The organism is Paenibacillus aurantius (assembly GCF_032268605.1).
Lineage (GTDB): Bacteria > Bacillota > Bacilli > Paenibacillales > NBRC-103111 > Paenibacillus_AO > Paenibacillus_AO aurantius.
The window spans coordinates 2,846,569-2,861,154 of sequence record NZ_CP130318.1 but is presented as its reverse complement, the minus strand read 5'-3'; the positions used below and the strand labels follow the sequence as shown (position 1 = coordinate 2,861,154).

Genomic DNA, 14,586 nt, shown 5'->3' with positions numbered 1-14,586 from the left:
CGGATTTCCCCGTTCCCCGGACAACCGCTTCTTGCGTCGAAAAAGAAAAACCCGGCTGTCGGAGAGCAGACCAGCCGGGATGGAAGCCGGAGACAGCCGGCTTATCCGTTTAGATAAGCCTCCAGCTCCTTGTATATGTCGATCATCTCTTCGAGCTTCATCCGGACCAGCCCGCTGGAGGAAGGGGCGACGAAGTCTTTAACCCCATTAACCGTCTCTTCCTCTTGAAAGCCCCAAGGGATGCGGCCCCGGCTTCCTCTAAACTCTTCATATACGCCTTTTCCGACATAACAAGCCACCCGGGGCTTGGCCTTCTCCAGCTTGCGCCGAAGCAGAGACCGCCCTTCGCGGTATTCCTCGCGGGTGATCTCATCGGCGGCCCGGGTCGGCCGGGCGACAATGTTGGTGAAGCCGTACCCGAGCTCCAGCAGGTCTCCATCCTCTTCCGGCCGGTACAAGCGGGGAGTCAGACCCGACCCTTGGAGAATTCTCCAGAACCGGTTATTCGGGTTCGCGTAATTGTGGCCGGTCTCTCCGGACCGCAGACTCGGGTTAAAGCCGATGAACAGAACGCGGAGCCCGGGACGGATGTGATCCGGTACCGGCGCATGTGCGTCTGTCATAAGCCTTCCTTCTCCCGGATGGACGCGAGCAGCCGGCTGCAGCCGGTGTCAATCCGTTCATACACCTCATCGAAGTTGCCGGTAAAATACGGATCCGGCACATCGGTGCCCTCCCCGCCGGGCACGTAATCCATGAACAGCGGAATGGAACATGCCCGGCCTGTCCCGGCCAGAGCCTCCAGATCCTTCTTGTTCTTGCTGTCCATCGCAATGACGTAATCGTACTCCTTCAGATCGGCCGCCAGCACCTGACGGGCCTTCATCCTCTCATAGCCGATACGGTACCGATCCAGCAAGGCGCGGGTTCCTTCGTGCGGCGCAGAGCCGATGTGCCAATCTCCAGTTCCCGCCGAATCGGCCGCTATCCGATTCTCGAGCCCGGCTTCCTTCACTTTATGCCGGAATACCGCTTCGGCCATGGGGGACCGGCAAATGTTCCCCAGGCAGACAAACAGAACGCGAATCATCTCTTCTCTCCAGCTCCTTTATCTCTTGAGCCTTTAGACTTCCAGGCTTTCTTTGCTCTGCAGGGCTTCACAGCGGATTCCGAGCTTCTGAAGCCGCTCGGCGAATTGGCCGACATCCTGTCGGATGGGCGGGAAGGTATTGTAATGCAGCGGCAGGATCCGCTTGGCTTTCACCCACTGGGCGGCCATGGCGGCCTCTTCGGGTCCCATGGTAAAGTTATCTCCGATAGGGAGAGCCGCGACATCAATCGAATGCAGCTCGCCGATCAGCTTAAGGTCGCTGAACAGGCAGGTGTCCCCTGCATGGTAGAACGTTTTACCGCCTGCGGTAATCAGGAGGCCGACGGGCTGGCCGACATAGATGATCTGGTCTCCGTCTTGCACCGAGGAGCTATGGAAGGCTTGGGTCATCTTGATCGTAAAGCCTAGAAACGTGTAGGAGCCGCCGGTGTTCATGCCATACGATTCGGCTCCCTTCGATGCGCAGTAGGCTGCCAGCTCAAAGACGGCAATAACCGGACAGTTATTCGCCTTCGCAATCTCGATCGTGTCCCCGAAATGATCGCCGTGCCCATGCGTCAGAACGACGGCGTCCACCTGAAGGGAAGACGGGTCCACTCCCGATTGGGGATTACCGGACAGAAACGGATCGATGATCAGGCGCTTCCCCTCATGCTCCACCAATACGCAGGAATGCCCGTAATAAGTAAGCTTCATCATGCTTCCTCCTCTCCTCTATTCTCTACCATTGTATCCAAAATGACGCCATCGACACAAATCGCCCTCCTTCCCGCTGCCAACAAAAAAAGAGCAAACCGGTTCGTCCGGTCTGCTCTCCCTCTGCTTCTATCTAGATCTGGGTCAGCTTACTTTGCTTTCCTCGGCTTTCTTGTTCAGCGCTTCCTGCAGGATGTAATCCATCTGCGGGAACGTCATGCCTTTGCTCTTCATTTTTTCCATCCAGGCTTCAAAGCCTTCAGCGTTTCCGGTTCCGAGCTGAAATTTCGCTTTCAGCCTTGCCGACGGATCGGCTTCTTCTTCCTTAACCGGCTGGGCGGATTCCGGAAGGTCTTCCCCGGCATAAATGTACAGCCCCAAGCCATGCAGAGCGATAGCTTTCACCAGACAACGCTGGATACTGGTATTGATCTGAAAAGCATTCGGCTGGGCGATCGGCCGGTTGTTGTTATCGAGCACAGGATGAATTTGCGAAAGGGTAATGCCTTTGCACGTGACGGCCACTTCCACAAAGTAGCCGCATTCGGACTTCAGATACGGAAGCCCGTCAAAGCGAATCACTTCCCAAGTGGCCTCGGGATCGTTCTTGCGCAGCTGATCGACCGCCCAAGCCCAGCTCAGGTAAGAGAATTTGCCCTTCTTCTCAATGTGCTCCGAGACATCAATACTGGCCAGCTCAGTAAAATAATTGTCTTTCGAACGGGAGGCGGCGGTCTTGGCTGTCGTCATCTATGGTTGTCTCCTTTATGGTTCAATTTAGTCTATCACCAACTGCTATACTCATATATATATTATAACAAACATTTGTTCTTAATGGAAGAGATAAACAAAGATTTTTGCTAGATTTTTTCAAATCATTTATGAGGTTAACTATCGAATGAAAGTAACAGGATTTATAATTGTTATATAACAATAATGAATGGGACATTCGGAATTAAAAAGAAGCCACTCCGCTCTGGCGAAATGACTTCAAACGACTTGCCTTTATATTAGCTTTCATCCGTCGGAGCAGCTTACCTGCCCGACTGCTTAAGAACCCGGTCGATCCATTTCTCCGCAATCAGGCAGTCACCGAGCGTGGGGGCCAATCCGATCCAGCGCTCCTCTCCGGCGATCCGGTGCAGGAAATGGTTCAAGCCGCCGAAATGAGCGTCCATCGCGAAGCCCATGGTCGACTTCTCATCCGGAATAAGCTCGAGCGAAGAAGGGCCGGGAATGACCGGTGCGGAGCCGTCCAGCCGCTTGATCCGGGGGACCGTGTCCTTCTCCAGGTTGCAGATCAGGCTTCCTTCCGTTCCGAAAACCTCCACGTCGAAGGCTTCAGATCCCCAGGCGATCCGCGAAACCTCCGCCGTTCCCTTCACTCCCGACTCCAAGGTTACGTTCATCAGCGCCCAGTCATCCACACGGATATGGACCTTCTCCGCCGAGCCTTGGGTCACGGGACGCTCCTTGACGAAAACATTCGTCGTTCCCTCAACCCGCGAGATCTCTCCGAACACGTGGCGGATAAGATCCAGCACGTGCACCCCGAGATCGGAAATGGCCCCGCCTCCTGACAAGTCGTCCTTCAGGCGCCAGCTGACCGGCCGCTTGGCGTCCAGATAGCCGGAGCGGCGGTAGGAGAGCTTAATCTGCAGCACATCGCCGATCAAGCCGAGCCGGACCGCTTCCTTAAGGCGCATAACGGCGGGATGATAGCGATAGACGAGTGCGACTTGATGAGGGTGACGGTCCCCGGCTGTCCGGACGAGCTCGGCGGAGTTCTCATACGTATCCGTCAGCGGCTTCTCGCAATAGAGGATCTTGTCCGCAGCTGCGGCATGCCGGACGGCCTCCAGATGCATGGCATTCGGCGTACAGATATCCACCACTTCGAGCTCTCTGTCCTTCAGAGCCTCCGACAGGGAATCCGTCACATGAGCGAAGCCCATCGCGCGCGCCTGGTTCTCGTTGGCCGACAAGTTGCGGGTAACCAGGGTATCGAGCACCGGTTGAAACGGCAGCTTTTTGATGACGGGCATGGCCTTCAGGGCCACGATATGGGTTTTGGCGATGTTGCCCAGTCCGACGAAAGCAAAACGAACGGTTTTCATGAAATTCTCCTTTGGATGGATAAGGTTGTATGTAGTGTTTACCATAGTTTAGCACAATTATGCTGCTAACGGCCTAGCTGGTCCGGCAAGAAGAGCAAGCCTAACAGGTATTAAGTCTCACTTCCAGATAAAGCGATTTCATTTTGCCGGAATTGTCTATATAATCTTGCTTGAGGTTCCTAACTCTATTGACGGAAAGGCGGGTTATCATGAAAGCAGGACTTAAATCGGTACTCCTCTGGGGAGTGATTTCCCTTCTTGGCGCTTTCGGCTTCGGCGTGCTGGCGCTGAACCGCGGTGAGACGGTTAATGCCGTTTGGCTCGTCGTGGCGGCCGTCTGCGTCTATGCCGTCGCTTACCGGTTCTACAGCCGGTTCATCGCCAGGCGCGTGCTGGAGCTTGACGACAACCGCAAGACGCCGGCCGAGCTCAACAACGACGGCAAGGATTACGTGCCCACCAACAAATGGGTGCTGTTCGGCCACCATTTCGCCGCGATCGCCGGCGCCGGCCCGCTGGTCGGTCCGGTGCTGGCCGCCCAGATGGGCTACCTGCCGGGTACGCTCTGGATAGTCGTCGGCGTGGTTCTGGCCGGCGCCGTGCAGGATTTCATCATCCTGTTCGCTTCCGTCCGCCGCAACGGCAAAACCTTGGGCGAAATGATCAAGGATGAGATCGGCCCCGTGGCTGGTGCGATCGCCAAGGTTGGGATTCTCGGCATTATGGTTATTCTCCTTGCCGTCCTCGCACTTGTCGTCGTGAAAGCGCTTGTTGGCAGCCCGTGGGGAATGTTCACCATTGCCTCGACCATCCCGATTGCTCTCCTGATGGGCGTGTACATGAGGTACATCCGGCCTGGACGCGTAACCGAAGCCTCCTTGATAGGCTTCGTTCTTCTGATCGCCGCTCTCCTGCTCGGCCGGTCCGTTGCCGAAAGCCCGACCTGGGCTCCCTTGTTCAGCTACAAGGGCGAGACCATCGCCCTCCTGATGATTGGCTACGGCATCGTCGCCTCCGCCCTTCCCGTCTGGCTGCTCCTGGCTCCGCGGGATTACTTGAGCACCTTTATGAAAATCGGCACGATTGTCGGACTGGCCTTGGGCATCTTTATCGTCGCCCCTGATCTTCAGATGGCGGCCGTTACCAAATTCGTCGACGGCACCGGCCCGGTTTTCTCGGGTAACCTGTTCCCCTTCCTCTTCATCACAATCGCGTGCGGCTCCGTCTCAGGCTTCCATGCGCTGATCTCCTCCGGCACCACGCCGAAGATGCTCGAGCGTGAGCCGCAGGCCCGCATGATCGGCTATGGAGCCATGTTGATGGAATCGTTCGTGGCCATCATGGCGCTCGCCGCCGCCTGTGTCATTACGCCCGGTACGTATTTCGCCTTGAACAGCGGGGCGGCCGTCATCGGGACCGATGCGGCCAGTGCCGCCGCAACCATCTCTTCCTGGGGCTTCACGATAACGCCGGACGTGCTCACCCAGACGGCGAAGGATGTCGGCGAAACGTCCATCCTGTCCCGTACCGGAGGAGCGCCGACGCTGGCCATCGGAATGGCCCAGATCTTGTCCCAGCTGATCGGCGGCAAAGCGATGATGTCGCTGTGGTATCATTTTGCCATCCTGTTCGAGGCTCTGTTTATTCTGACGACGATTGATGCCGGCACCCGCGTCGGGCGGTTTATGATTCAGGAGATTCTGGGAAGCGTCTACAAGCCCCTTGGCCGGACGGAGGCTTTCCTCCCGAATATGATCGCGACGGTCCTGTGTGCGGCCATGTGGGGCTATTTCCTGTACCAGGGCGTGATCGACCCGCTGGGCGGCATCAACTCCCTGTGGGCGCTTTTCGGGATCGCCAACCAGATGCTGGCCGGCATCGCGCTGCTGCTCGGGACCACCATCCTGTTCAAGATGGGCAAGAAAGCGTACACCTGGGTCTGCCTGGTTCCCACCGTCTGGCTGCTGATCGTCACGATGTCGGCCGGCTACCAGAAGCTGTTCCACGCCAATCCGTCCATCGGATTTTTGGCCCAGGCTAACAAATACAAGGATGCGCTGGATGCCGGCAAAACGCTCGCCCCGGCCAAAACGGCCGAGCAAATGCAGCAGATCATCACGAACAATTACGTCGATGCGGCCTTATGCGCCATCTTCATGATCGTGGTACTGGCGGTGCTCCTCACCTCCGTAATCATCTGGTACAAGGTGCTTACGAATCAGTCGACGGGAACCAAAGAAACCCCGTATGTGCCGAGAAGCTCCGGAAAAGCGAGGGTGGTGTAGCATGCTGACCGCATGGAAGAAAATCATGAGCTACCGCCGGCAGTTTCTCGATCTGCTGGTGGGGGTCCCCTCCTACGAGAAGTATGTGGAGCATATGAAGGAGCATCATCCGGACGACCCGGTCCAATCCAGAAAGGACTTCTTCTGCGAGGCCCAGGAGGCCCGCTATAATGCGAAGGGGGGCAAAATCTCCCGCTGCTGCTGATCCCCTGCCCTGATCCTTTACCGGATAAGGCTTGGATGGATGCACCAAAAATAGAGGGTGTCCCAAAAGCCATCTAACTGGCTGAGGGATACCCTCTTTTTATGAGGATCCGGGACTTGCCGCTTCTAAACCTCCTGAAGGACCAGCGGCTCCAGCGCCCGGGTTTCGTCGACGTGCAGGAAAGCATCGTATCGCTCCGGAACCACGGTAGGGACATAATTCCCCCGTTCGTACTCGGGATGATAGACAACCCCAATGGCCCGGTGTCCCACCCTCCGGTAGAGCTCTTCCGGCGCATTATCGAGGAGAAGCAGCTGATCGTGGCTGCCCGCCTGATGCATGAGCTCCTCCCAGCTGCCCGCAGCGGCTTCCGGAACCTTCATGCGGCTTAGAGGAGCCCCCCAGGACCGGCCAGCTATCACGGTTCCGCGGTAAGTGCCGAATCCGAGCGCGAACACCTCGCCGGGATGCTTTTCCCTTAACAGCTGGCCGACATTGACCATGCCGTCCTCCTTCATATCCGTCGCCCGGGCATCCCCGATGTGGGTATTATGCTCCCACACGATGGCTTTGGCGACGGAGCCATGGAAATCCATCAGGCGTTCCAGCGCTTCTACCATATGGCGGTCGCGGACATTCCACGATTCCGGCCCGCCCCGCATCATTTCGCGGTAATAATGCTCGGCGTTGGCGGCGGCCATGGCATTCATCTCGGCCCCGAGAGCTTCCTCGCTGTCCCCTTGAGCGGCCTTGTTGCGCCCTCGCATATCCTGGAGAAGGGCCTGCACCTCCTTCTCGCAGTCCTCCGACAGGAAGGCAGCCGCCGCCCCGTACGTTTGCTCATCCCGGGAATAGGGCTCGAAGCATGAGAAGGCCTGACGGGCCTTTTCCAGCTCATCCATCAACCCTTTGTCAGTCAGATACTCCATCACCGCATCCATCGATTCCCATAAGCTGTAAACATCGAGCCCATAGAAGCCCGCCTGGCGCCCCTGTTCCCGGCTGCGGTTAAGCTCCTTCATCCAATCCAGCAAACGCGCTATCTCCCGGTTTGCCCACATCCACTCGGGCCAGCGGCCAAATGCCTTCATGGCCTCGGCCGGGGATTCCGGGGCGCCGGGATAGCTTTTGATATATTGGTTTAAGGCATAGCAGGAGGGCCAGTCTCCCTCTACCGCCACAAAGGAAAATCCGTGACGCTCCAGCAGCCGCTGCGTGATCCGGGCGCGGATGGAATAGAATTCCGAGGTCCCGTGGGAAGCCTCGCCAAGCAGCACGAACCGCGCATCGCCGATGGCTTCGAGAAGGCGGTCCATCGTTTCCTCCTTCCTCCAATCCAGCGAATGGGAGCGAATGTATTCGACCAAGCTCCAGGTTTTCATAACCAATCTACCTCCTTGTCAGGGTGAGGGCAGGACGGCAGAGGGAGATTTCCCTTCTGCCTAGCGGAAGAATCTGGACACAAACAAGCGTTCGGGATATAATGGGACCGGGCTCTAATGCCAACTTTACCTAAGGACGGGGACTGTATGAAGGGCACGACACATTTGGCCATAGGAGCGGCGCTTGGTGTGGCGGCCGGCCTGCGGCTGCAGACCGATTTTGAGACGGGTATGGTATGGATCGCCGTCTCTTCCCTCTCCGCCCTCATTCCCGACCTGGACGGCCCCAGCATCCTGAGCGGGAAGCTGAGCAAGTTCGCCAAGACCTTCCGGGAGGTCGTTCTCTCTTCCGGCATTCTCCTTGTGATTGGGCTCGCCGCTCTCTACCATTGGAAAGGTTACTATCACTTTCCCCTTACCCTTCTTGGGGCCGCTCTGACACTGGCTGGCTTTGCCTTCCGGGAAGGCTTTATCCGCAATGCCCTGGTCAGCGGGATCGGAGCGGGACTCGCCGCTTGGGGAGCTTTCCACTCGATCTACTGGCTTATCGGGCTCGGAGCCTATGTAGCCATTGCGCCTTGGCTGAAGCATAGAGGATTGACCCATACCGTTTGGGCGGCGGCGGTCTGGTGGGGAATCTCCTTAGGTTTCGAGGCGTATGTAGGCTATGAGGGAATTGCGACGATCGCTGTGCTGGGTTATCTTTCTCATCTTATGGCGGATACCTTAACGCCCAGCGGAGTGAAATGGCTCAACCCGCTAGTCAAGAAGACCTTCAAGCTTCCTTTTCTCTAAGGACTTAAACGGCCGAACGACCAGAAAAAGAAAGAAGCCTCCGCAATCCTGACGCCGCGGAGGCTTCTTGGCGCTGTTGTCTTATCCCCGGATGCGCTGCAGGAAACGGACCGTCCTCTCTTGGGAGGCCCGGTCAAACACCTCCTGCGGAGTCCCCTTCTCCACCACCATTCCTCCGTCCATGAAGATGACCTCGTCGGCCACCTCCCGGGCGAAGTTCATCTCGTGGGTGACGATGACCATGGTCATGCCTTCCTTGGCGAGCTGCCGCACCACCCCAAGCACCTCGCCGACCAGCTCGGGGTCAAGCGCCGAGGTAGGCTCATCGAACAGCAGCACCGCCGGATCACCGGCCATCGCCCTCGCAATGCCTACCCTCTGCTGCTGGCCCCCGGAAAGCTGCCGGGGATAGCTGTCCCGCTTGTCGGACAGCCCGACCTTGGCGAGCAGCTCCTCGGCCCGCTCCCGGGCTTCCTTACGGCTCCTGCCCAGTACGGTGACCGGCCCTTCCATGATGTTCTCTAATGCCGTCATGTGGGGGAACAGGTGATAGGCCTGGAATACCATCCCCGTTTGCTTGCGGAAAGCAAGAATGTCACCCGACCGGGGAGGCGCGTCTCCCCCGAAAACCACTTCCTTGTTTTCGATGCGGACCTTCCCGGATGTAGGCATTTCAAGAAGGTTGATGCAGCGCAGCAGGGTCGTTTTTCCGGAGCCGGACGGTCCGATCAGCACCGTGGTCCGGCCGGAGGGAACCTCCATCGAGATTCCCCTCAGCACCTGCAGGGTTCCGAAGCTTTTGTGCACGTCGGTCATCGCAAGCAAGCCGTTTCCCCTCCCGGTCAGGCTCCGGTCAGCCGGTCGAACCGGCGTTCCAGCTTTCCTTGAATGTAATACAGAATGGTGCAGAAGACGAGATACAGAACCGCCACCTCGACGTACAGAAGAAGAGGCTCATAGTAATAAGCGACCTTCTGCTGGGAGACCTGAAACATCTCGGTCAGGGTAATGGTAGCGGCGAGCGACGTATCCTTCACCAGGCCGACGAAGGAATTGGACAGAGGCGGAATCGAGACGCGGACCGCCTGCGGAAGAATGATCCGTCGGAGCGACTGCCTCCGGTTCATGCCGATGGAAGCGGCCGCCTCCCACTGGCCGTCGGGAACGGATAGAATCGAGGCGCGGAGTATTTCCGAGTTGTAGGCGCCCATGTTAAGCGTAAAGCCGATTACCGCTGCCAAGAACGGATCGAGCGTGACGCCTGCCCGCGGCAGGCCGTAGAAGATAATAAACAGCTGGACGAGCAGCGGCGTTCCCCGAATCAGCCCTACAAACAGCGACGCCGGAACCGAAAGCACCCGGTAACGGGAAATCCTCGCCAGAGCAAGCAGGAAGGCGAGGCACAGCCCGAGCACGAACGAGATCACCGTTAAGGTGAGCGTATACTTTAATCCCGCCTGAAGCATCGGCCAGAACGACTCGATGACGATCTGCCACAGCCGAGAGGTTCCCGCCGCTTGATCCATCTCCATTCCTCCCCTTTACTTGGATACGTCCGCCACCCCGAAGTAGGTTTGCGATATTTTGGCGTAGGTGCCGTCTTTCTTGATTTCGGCCAAGGCCGAATTCACGGCATCCACCAGCTCTTTTTGACCTTTGGCAAACAGCATTCCGCTTTCGGAAGCCCCGCCGGCCTCGTCCACTGTTTTGATGGCCGCATTCGGCTTCTGCTTCTTGAAATCCAGGAAAGACAGCTTGTCATTTACGGTCGCGTCGATCCGTCTGGACAGAAGCAGCTCCACGGCCTGGTTGAAGCCTTCGACCGTCACGAGCTCGGCGCCGTTCTTGCGGGCGATGTCGGCTAGATTGCTCGTCAGCGACTGTCCGGATTTCTTCCCTTTCAGATCAGCAAACGTCTTGATCGCGGTTTCGTCGCTGCGGACGATAAGCACGGCGGGCGAGGAAATATACGGATTCGAGAAATCGTACTTGACTTTGCGGTCTTCGCGGATGCTGACCTGGTTCGCCACCATATCGAACCGCCCGGCGTCAAGCCCGGCCAGCATGCCGTCCCATTTGGTCTCGACGAATTGGGGCTGAACGCCCAATCGCTTGGCAATTTCCGTGGCCAGCTCCACATCGAAGCCGGTCAGCTTGCCGCTCGGATCGTGGAACGTGAAGGGAGCATAGGTTCCTTCCGTACCGACCCGCAGCTTGCCGTTCGCTTTGATAGCATCAAGCGAGTTCTTGCCGGCAGGAGGATTCGTTGACGCTCCCGGTGAGCCGGCAGGAGCAGCCGATGGAGCACCCGGTCCGGCTGATCGGTTGGAGCATGCCGAAGCTCCGATTAGAGCCGTAAGGAGCAGGAGCAGAGCAAGAAAGCGCATTTTCAAAGAGATCCCTCATTTCGGTAATTGGTCTTCTTTGGATTAGGCTTTCCCAAGTTCTCATAAACATTCGACCTTCCCCAGGTTTTCCGGTCCATATAAAAAAGCCGCCCAAAGAAAGGGCAGCTTAAGAAAGCTATCTAAATCATCTTTGCCTTCGGGCCGGATAAGGGCTGCGGCAATAAATCTGCATCTTGGCATGCGGTTTATCCGACAGGTTGCTTCTCCCCTCCCTCCTCCTGCCTCCCCTTAAAGAAGAGGCCGGCAAAAGCAAATAAGAGAAAGAACCCTCCCAGAAAATAGAAAAGCGAGCCGAGCGACAGGTACTGGATGCCCAACCCCCCGGCATTCGGTCCAGCGATGGAGCCAATGCTGAAGTTCAGGGAAGCGATCACGTTGGCGGACGCGAGCAGGGGCCGGGGCAGCAAATCCGCCAAATACGCGAGTCCCAAGGAGAAAAACGAGCCGACCAGCCCTCCGGCCACCGCAAAGAGAAGGTGAACCACCCATAACCGGTCTCCCGCTGCCGGCACCATTAAGAAGGCAAGAGAGCCTATAAAAGCCGCCGCAATTAGAACCGGTTTCCTCCCGGCCCGGTCGCTCAGCACCCCCAGCGGCATTTGCAGCACCAGACTGCCAATCCCGATCGCGGGCAGCAGCACGGAGATCCACCCTTCACTCCAGCCCATTCTCAAACCGTAAACCGGAAAAGAGCTGTTCATCGTCGCTTCCATATAGCCATACAAGAAGGACGGAATAAGGGCGAACCACGCCAGCCGGATAATGCGCGCGTAACGCCGGCCATCTGAAGAAGCACGGGACGGATCCTTCTCCGGATATTCATTCGGCAGGCGGGCCATGAGCAGCAGAGAGAGCGCAAAGCAAGCTGCCATCGCCGCAAACGGAACCCAAGTTCCGAAACGGAGCAGATTGAGCCCGACCGGTCCAAGACTGAAACCAATCGCATAGGACATCCCGTAGAACGAAATGTTCCGTCCCCGCCGCTCGGCCCGGCTCGAAGAAATGATCCACAGCTGGGTACAGAAATGCAGGGAGCTTTCGCCGATCCCGACAAGAATCCGCAGCACCACCCAGAACCATAGATTCTCCCAGGCCGGGAATAAAAGCGAGGCGGCCATGACGGCGATCATTCCGCCGACAATGATACGCTTGTACCCGAACCGGGCAAGCGGCTTCTCAATGAAGAACATCGAGGCAAAAACCCCCGCATAGAGAGCGGCGGAGTTAAGCCCGTTCATTCCGGAGGTGACCCCCGCTTGCTCCAGAAGCACCGTGAGCATAGGCAGAAGCATTCCCTGGCTGACGCCGGCCAGCACGGTAATGACAATCAAGGTGGCGAATCGGTATCTCTCTTGCTTTATCTGCGTAAGTTCGTTGTTGTCTGTCATTTTAATCCCGTCCATTCCCTAGTTCCTAACTAGCAAAACAGTCCTTATTCTATCACTATTCCTCCATAGAAAAAAGCCCCACGAGGTGGGGCTGCTTTCATGCTTATGGATTAGTCCAATACGTATACCGTCACATTCTGAAGGCCGAACTCGCTGACCTTCTCCCGGCTGCCGGGCATAAAGATGTCGATCCTCGAGCCCTTGATCGCGCTGCCCTGGTCGTTGGCGTAGGCGATCATTCCGCCTGCCGGCAGGCCGTTGCTCGTATAACCGGTAATATAGACCTTGCTGCCCATCGGAATGACCGACGGATCGACGGCGATCGTCCCCAGCTTCAGCGGGTTCCCGTTGTAATCGACGGGTCCCCATTTGCCATTCTCTTCTGCCGAGGCAGAGTAGGCGGTGGCTGTCACCGGGATGGCTTTTTTATATGAAAGGGCTTGTCCGGAAGCCGTGACCACCTGGGAGCCGCTGGAAGCGGCGGCCGCTTTCACTTTAGAAGTTACGGGAGCAGACCCTTTCGCGGGAAGCGTAAGGACCAGTCCCTCATATAGGTTAAGAGGATCCAAGTGAGCGTTGGCTTTCACCAGCGCATCCAGCGGTACTCCGAGCTTCTTGGAGAGGTTCCAGAAGGTATCCCCTTCTTTAATGCGGTAAGTATCCGGCAGCTGAACCGATTGTCCTGCCTGAAGATTAGCGGGGTTGACCCCAGGGTTAGCCTTAAGAACGGCTTCAAGCGGGATTTGACGGGCTTGCGCCAGCTTCCAGAACGTATCGTCTTCCTTGAGCTGATAAGAGGCAGCCATGGCGGGCGCTGCGGTCATAACCAGACCGGCCGTCAAGGTCAGACCCAGGAAGGATTGGCGGATGAACGATTTCATGAAAGGTGTTTCCTCCTTTTGTTTGCCTGCGAGGTTAGCTGTCGGGTTCGGAATGAGGATACATCCCTACGTCTGCACGATTAGCCCCACCGGGCAGGAAAGCCCGGATGTCAATCATCCCCCGTGCTTCCTTCTTTTTCTTCGGAAGCTTCGGCGCTTACAGAGTAGCATGGGCCAAAGGGCGTCTGAAACAAGTAAATGTTGGTAAAAGGATTCGCAGGAACCCATTTCCCTCTATATTTTCCAGACGACAAAACCAAAAACCCGCCTGGGGGCGGGCTTGGAGGAAGGTTCCGTTTCCTGTTCGTACGGAGCCTTTTATTTGCTTTTGGAAATATGAAGCAGCTCCGGAAGGGTCACCAGCTCGTATCCTTCCCCCTGAAGCTTCGTAATGATAGTGGGCAGGGCTTGGACCGTCCCGGTCATGTCAATGCCTCTTCCCCCGGAGGAATGCTGCAGGATAATGGCTCCCGGCTTCATGGTAGACAAGACGTTTCGGGTCACCTGAGGGGCCTTCAGCCCTCTCCAATCCAGGGAATCGACATTCCAGTTGGTGACCAGGCTGTTCCGGCTTTCCAGCCAAAGAAGCTGATGTTCTTTGATGCTGCCATACGGCGGGCGGACGAGCTTGGGGGTGTAGCCGGTCAGATGGTGAATGACCATCTCCGTTTGCCGGATTTCGGTTTGGAACCTCGTATCGGATAGACGGGACAGATCGGCGTGGCTGTAAGAATGATTCCCGATGATATGCCCCTCCCTGACCATGCGGCGGATCACGTCGGGGTACTTCTCCGCCCTCCAACCGACCACGAAGAAAGTAGCCTGGACATGGTGCTCACGAAGGACATCCAATACCCGGGGGGTATACTTGTTGTCCGGCGCGTCGTCAAAGGTAAGGGCCGCCTGACGAACCAGGGGATTCCCGTTAAGGATGAGAAGCTGCGGGTATTTGCGGTGAAGCTGAGCCAGGGTAAGCGTCCGGGACCGTTTTGTCTTTCCGGTGTTGTCCGTTCGTCCGGTCGTTTTGTTGGCTGGCGGGGAGGGCTTGGGAGCAGGCTCCGCCGCTGCCTCCTGGCTAGCCAAAGCAGATGGAGGAATAAGGGCAGGAGACCCGGTTTCCCGTCCGCCGGCGCAAACGGCCGTCATCAGGAGGAAGACAGTGAAGAGCAGCAACAGTTTGGGCATGTTCGGCTGACCTCGCTCGCAGGGAAATTTTCGTTCCCCCTAATGTTTCCGCACCGGCCGGAATCCATACCCCGCTTTCCGCCAAAAAGCCTCTCCACCCACCATTTCCCAGTTGGCCCTGTCCCTCTCTCCC

15 protein-coding genes and 1 riboswitch are annotated in these 14,586 nt (G+C 57.3%); of the genes, 3 read left to right on the top strand and 12 right to left on the bottom strand.

The annotated features are described in order from the left end of the window. Window positions 1-101: 101 nt before the first annotated feature. The 5 genes from MJA45_RS12995 to MJA45_RS12975 all read right to left on the bottom strand — a co-directional run bounded on the left by MJA45_RS12995 (window position 102) and on the right by MJA45_RS12975 (window position 3,924). The gene (locus MJA45_RS12995) at window positions 102-623 is read right to left on the bottom strand and encodes a mismatch-specific DNA-glycosylase (RefSeq protein WP_315607671.1); all 522 of its coding nucleotides are present in this window, start codon (window positions 621-623) and stop codon (window positions 102-104) included. After that, complete coding sequence (locus MJA45_RS12990) at window positions 620-1,090, bottom strand: low molecular weight protein-tyrosine-phosphatase (protein ID WP_315607670.1); 471 nt, start codon at window positions 1,088-1,090, stop codon at window positions 620-622. The genes MJA45_RS12995 and MJA45_RS12990 overlap by 4 nt, the downstream gene beginning before the upstream one ends. Window positions 1,091-1,123: 33 nt before the next feature. After that, a complete protein-coding gene (locus MJA45_RS12985) occupies window positions 1,124-1,807 on the bottom strand; it encodes a metal-dependent hydrolase (protein ID WP_315607669.1) in 684 nt (227 codons plus the stop codon). Between the two features lie 144 nt (window positions 1,808-1,951). Further along, window positions 1,952-2,557, bottom strand: coding sequence for a Sak single strand annealing protein (locus tag MJA45_RS12980; RefSeq protein ID WP_315607668.1), 606 nt, complete (start codon window positions 2,555-2,557; stop codon window positions 1,952-1,954). Window positions 2,558-2,841: 284 nt separating this feature from the next. After that, a complete protein-coding gene (locus MJA45_RS12975; RefSeq protein WP_315607667.1) occupies window positions 2,842-3,924 on the bottom strand; it encodes a Gfo/Idh/MocA family protein in 1,083 nt (360 codons plus the stop codon). Window positions 3,925-4,133: 209 nt separating this feature from the next. On the opposite strand from MJA45_RS12975, the gene MJA45_RS12970 reads away from it, so the two are divergent. Next, window positions 4,134-6,209 carry a carbon starvation CstA family protein gene (locus tag MJA45_RS12970; protein ID WP_315607666.1) on the top strand — a complete coding sequence of 692 codons (2,076 nt, stop codon included), beginning with the start codon at window positions 4,134-4,136 and terminating at the stop codon, window positions 6,207-6,209. 1 nt (window position 6,210) lies between these two features. After that, the gene (locus MJA45_RS12965; protein ID WP_315607665.1) at window positions 6,211-6,414 is read left to right on the top strand and encodes a YbdD/YjiX family protein; all 204 of its coding nucleotides are present in this window, start codon (window positions 6,211-6,213) and stop codon (window positions 6,412-6,414) included. A 125-nt stretch (window positions 6,415-6,539) separates the two neighbouring features. On the opposite strand, the gene MJA45_RS12960 is transcribed toward MJA45_RS12965, so the two are convergent. Next, window positions 6,540-7,796, bottom strand: a complete 1,257-nt coding sequence (locus tag MJA45_RS12960) for an erythromycin esterase family protein (RefSeq protein WP_315607664.1) — start codon at window positions 7,794-7,796, stop codon at window positions 6,540-6,542. A 147-nt stretch (window positions 7,797-7,943) separates the two neighbouring features. Here MJA45_RS12960 and MJA45_RS12955 point away from each other — a divergent pair, with 147 nt between their 5' ends. Beyond that, a complete protein-coding gene (locus tag MJA45_RS12955; protein WP_315607663.1) occupies window positions 7,944-8,591 on the top strand; it encodes a metal-dependent hydrolase in 648 nt (215 codons plus the stop codon). Between the two features lie 81 nt (window positions 8,592-8,672). Here the strand turns inward: MJA45_RS12955 and MJA45_RS12950 are convergent, their stop codons facing one another. The 6 genes from MJA45_RS12950 to MJA45_RS12925 all read right to left on the bottom strand — a co-directional run bounded on the left by MJA45_RS12950 (window position 8,673) and on the right by MJA45_RS12925 (window position 14,453). After that, window positions 8,673-9,416, bottom strand: a complete 744-nt coding sequence (locus MJA45_RS12950; protein WP_315607662.1) for an amino acid ABC transporter ATP-binding protein — start codon at window positions 9,414-9,416, stop codon at window positions 8,673-8,675. Between the two features lie 17 nt (window positions 9,417-9,433). Further along, on the bottom strand, window positions 9,434-10,123 hold the full coding sequence (locus MJA45_RS12945) for an amino acid ABC transporter permease (RefSeq protein ID WP_315607661.1): 690 nt from the start codon (window positions 10,121-10,123) through the stop codon (window positions 9,434-9,436). Window positions 10,124-10,132: 9 nt separating this feature from the next. Continuing rightward, complete coding sequence (locus tag MJA45_RS12940) at window positions 10,133-10,978, bottom strand: amino acid ABC transporter substrate-binding protein (protein WP_315608014.1); 846 nt, start codon at window positions 10,976-10,978, stop codon at window positions 10,133-10,135. Window positions 10,979-11,184: 206 nt separating this feature from the next. Next, window positions 11,185-12,402: an MFS transporter gene (locus MJA45_RS12935; RefSeq protein ID WP_315607660.1), complete on the bottom strand. Its 1,218-nt coding sequence runs from the start codon at window positions 12,400-12,402 to the stop codon at window positions 11,185-11,187. Between the two features lie 95 nt (window positions 12,403-12,497). After that, the gene (locus MJA45_RS12930) at window positions 12,498-13,268 is read right to left on the bottom strand and encodes a LysM peptidoglycan-binding domain-containing protein (protein ID WP_315607659.1); all 771 of its coding nucleotides are present in this window, start codon (window positions 13,266-13,268) and stop codon (window positions 12,498-12,500) included. A gap of 7 nt (window positions 13,269-13,275) precedes the next feature. Further along, window positions 13,276-13,434, bottom strand: a riboswitch (cyclic di-AMP (ydaO/yuaA leader). 152 nt (window positions 13,435-13,586) lie between these two features. After that, window positions 13,587-14,453, bottom strand: a complete 867-nt coding sequence (locus MJA45_RS12925; RefSeq protein ID WP_315607658.1) for a polysaccharide deacetylase family protein — start codon at window positions 14,451-14,453, stop codon at window positions 13,587-13,589. Window positions 14,454-14,586: the final 133 nt, after the last annotated feature.

Excerpts from the sequence above, each read along its gene's own strand:
- MJA45_RS12995 (WP_315607671.1), bottom strand. The coding sequence starts at position 623 with ATGACAGACGCACATGCGCCGGTACCGGATCACATCCGTCCCGGGCTC.
- MJA45_RS12990 (WP_315607670.1), bottom strand. The coding sequence starts at position 1,090 with ATGATTCGCGTTCTGTTTGTCTGCCTGGGGAACATTTGCCGGTCCCCC.
- MJA45_RS12985 (WP_315607669.1), bottom strand. The coding sequence starts at position 1,807 with ATGAAGCTTACTTATTACGGGCATTCCTGCGTATTGGTGGAGCATGAG.
- MJA45_RS12980 (WP_315607668.1), bottom strand. The coding sequence starts at position 2,557 with ATGACGACAGCCAAGACCGCCGCCTCCCGTTCGAAAGACAATTATTTT.
- MJA45_RS12975 (WP_315607667.1), bottom strand. The coding sequence starts at position 3,924 with ATGAAAACCGTTCGTTTTGCTTTCGTCGGACTGGGCAACATCGCCAAA.
- MJA45_RS12970 (WP_315607666.1), top strand. The coding sequence starts at position 4,134 with ATGAAAGCAGGACTTAAATCGGTACTCCTCTGGGGAGTGATTTCCCTT.
- MJA45_RS12965 (WP_315607665.1), top strand. The coding sequence starts at position 6,211 with ATGCTGACCGCATGGAAGAAAATCATGAGCTACCGCCGGCAGTTTCTC.
- MJA45_RS12960 (WP_315607664.1), bottom strand. The coding sequence starts at position 7,796 with ATGAAAACCTGGAGCTTGGTCGAATACATTCGCTCCCATTCGCTGGAT.
- MJA45_RS12955 (WP_315607663.1), top strand. The coding sequence starts at position 7,944 with ATGAAGGGCACGACACATTTGGCCATAGGAGCGGCGCTTGGTGTGGCG.
- MJA45_RS12945 (WP_315607661.1), bottom strand. The coding sequence starts at position 10,123 with ATGGAGATGGATCAAGCGGCGGGAACCTCTCGGCTGTGGCAGATCGTC.
- MJA45_RS12940 (WP_315608014.1), bottom strand. The coding sequence starts at position 10,978 with ATGCGCTTTCTTGCTCTGCTCCTGCTCCTTACGGCTCTAATCGGAGCT.
- MJA45_RS12935 (WP_315607660.1), bottom strand. The coding sequence starts at position 12,402 with ATGGACGGGATTAAAATGACAGACAACAACGAACTTACGCAGATAAAG.
- MJA45_RS12930 (WP_315607659.1), bottom strand. The coding sequence starts at position 13,268 with ATGAAATCGTTCATCCGCCAATCCTTCCTGGGTCTGACCTTGACGGCC.
- MJA45_RS12925 (WP_315607658.1), bottom strand. The coding sequence starts at position 14,453 with ATGCCCAAACTGTTGCTGCTCTTCACTGTCTTCCTCCTGATGACGGCC.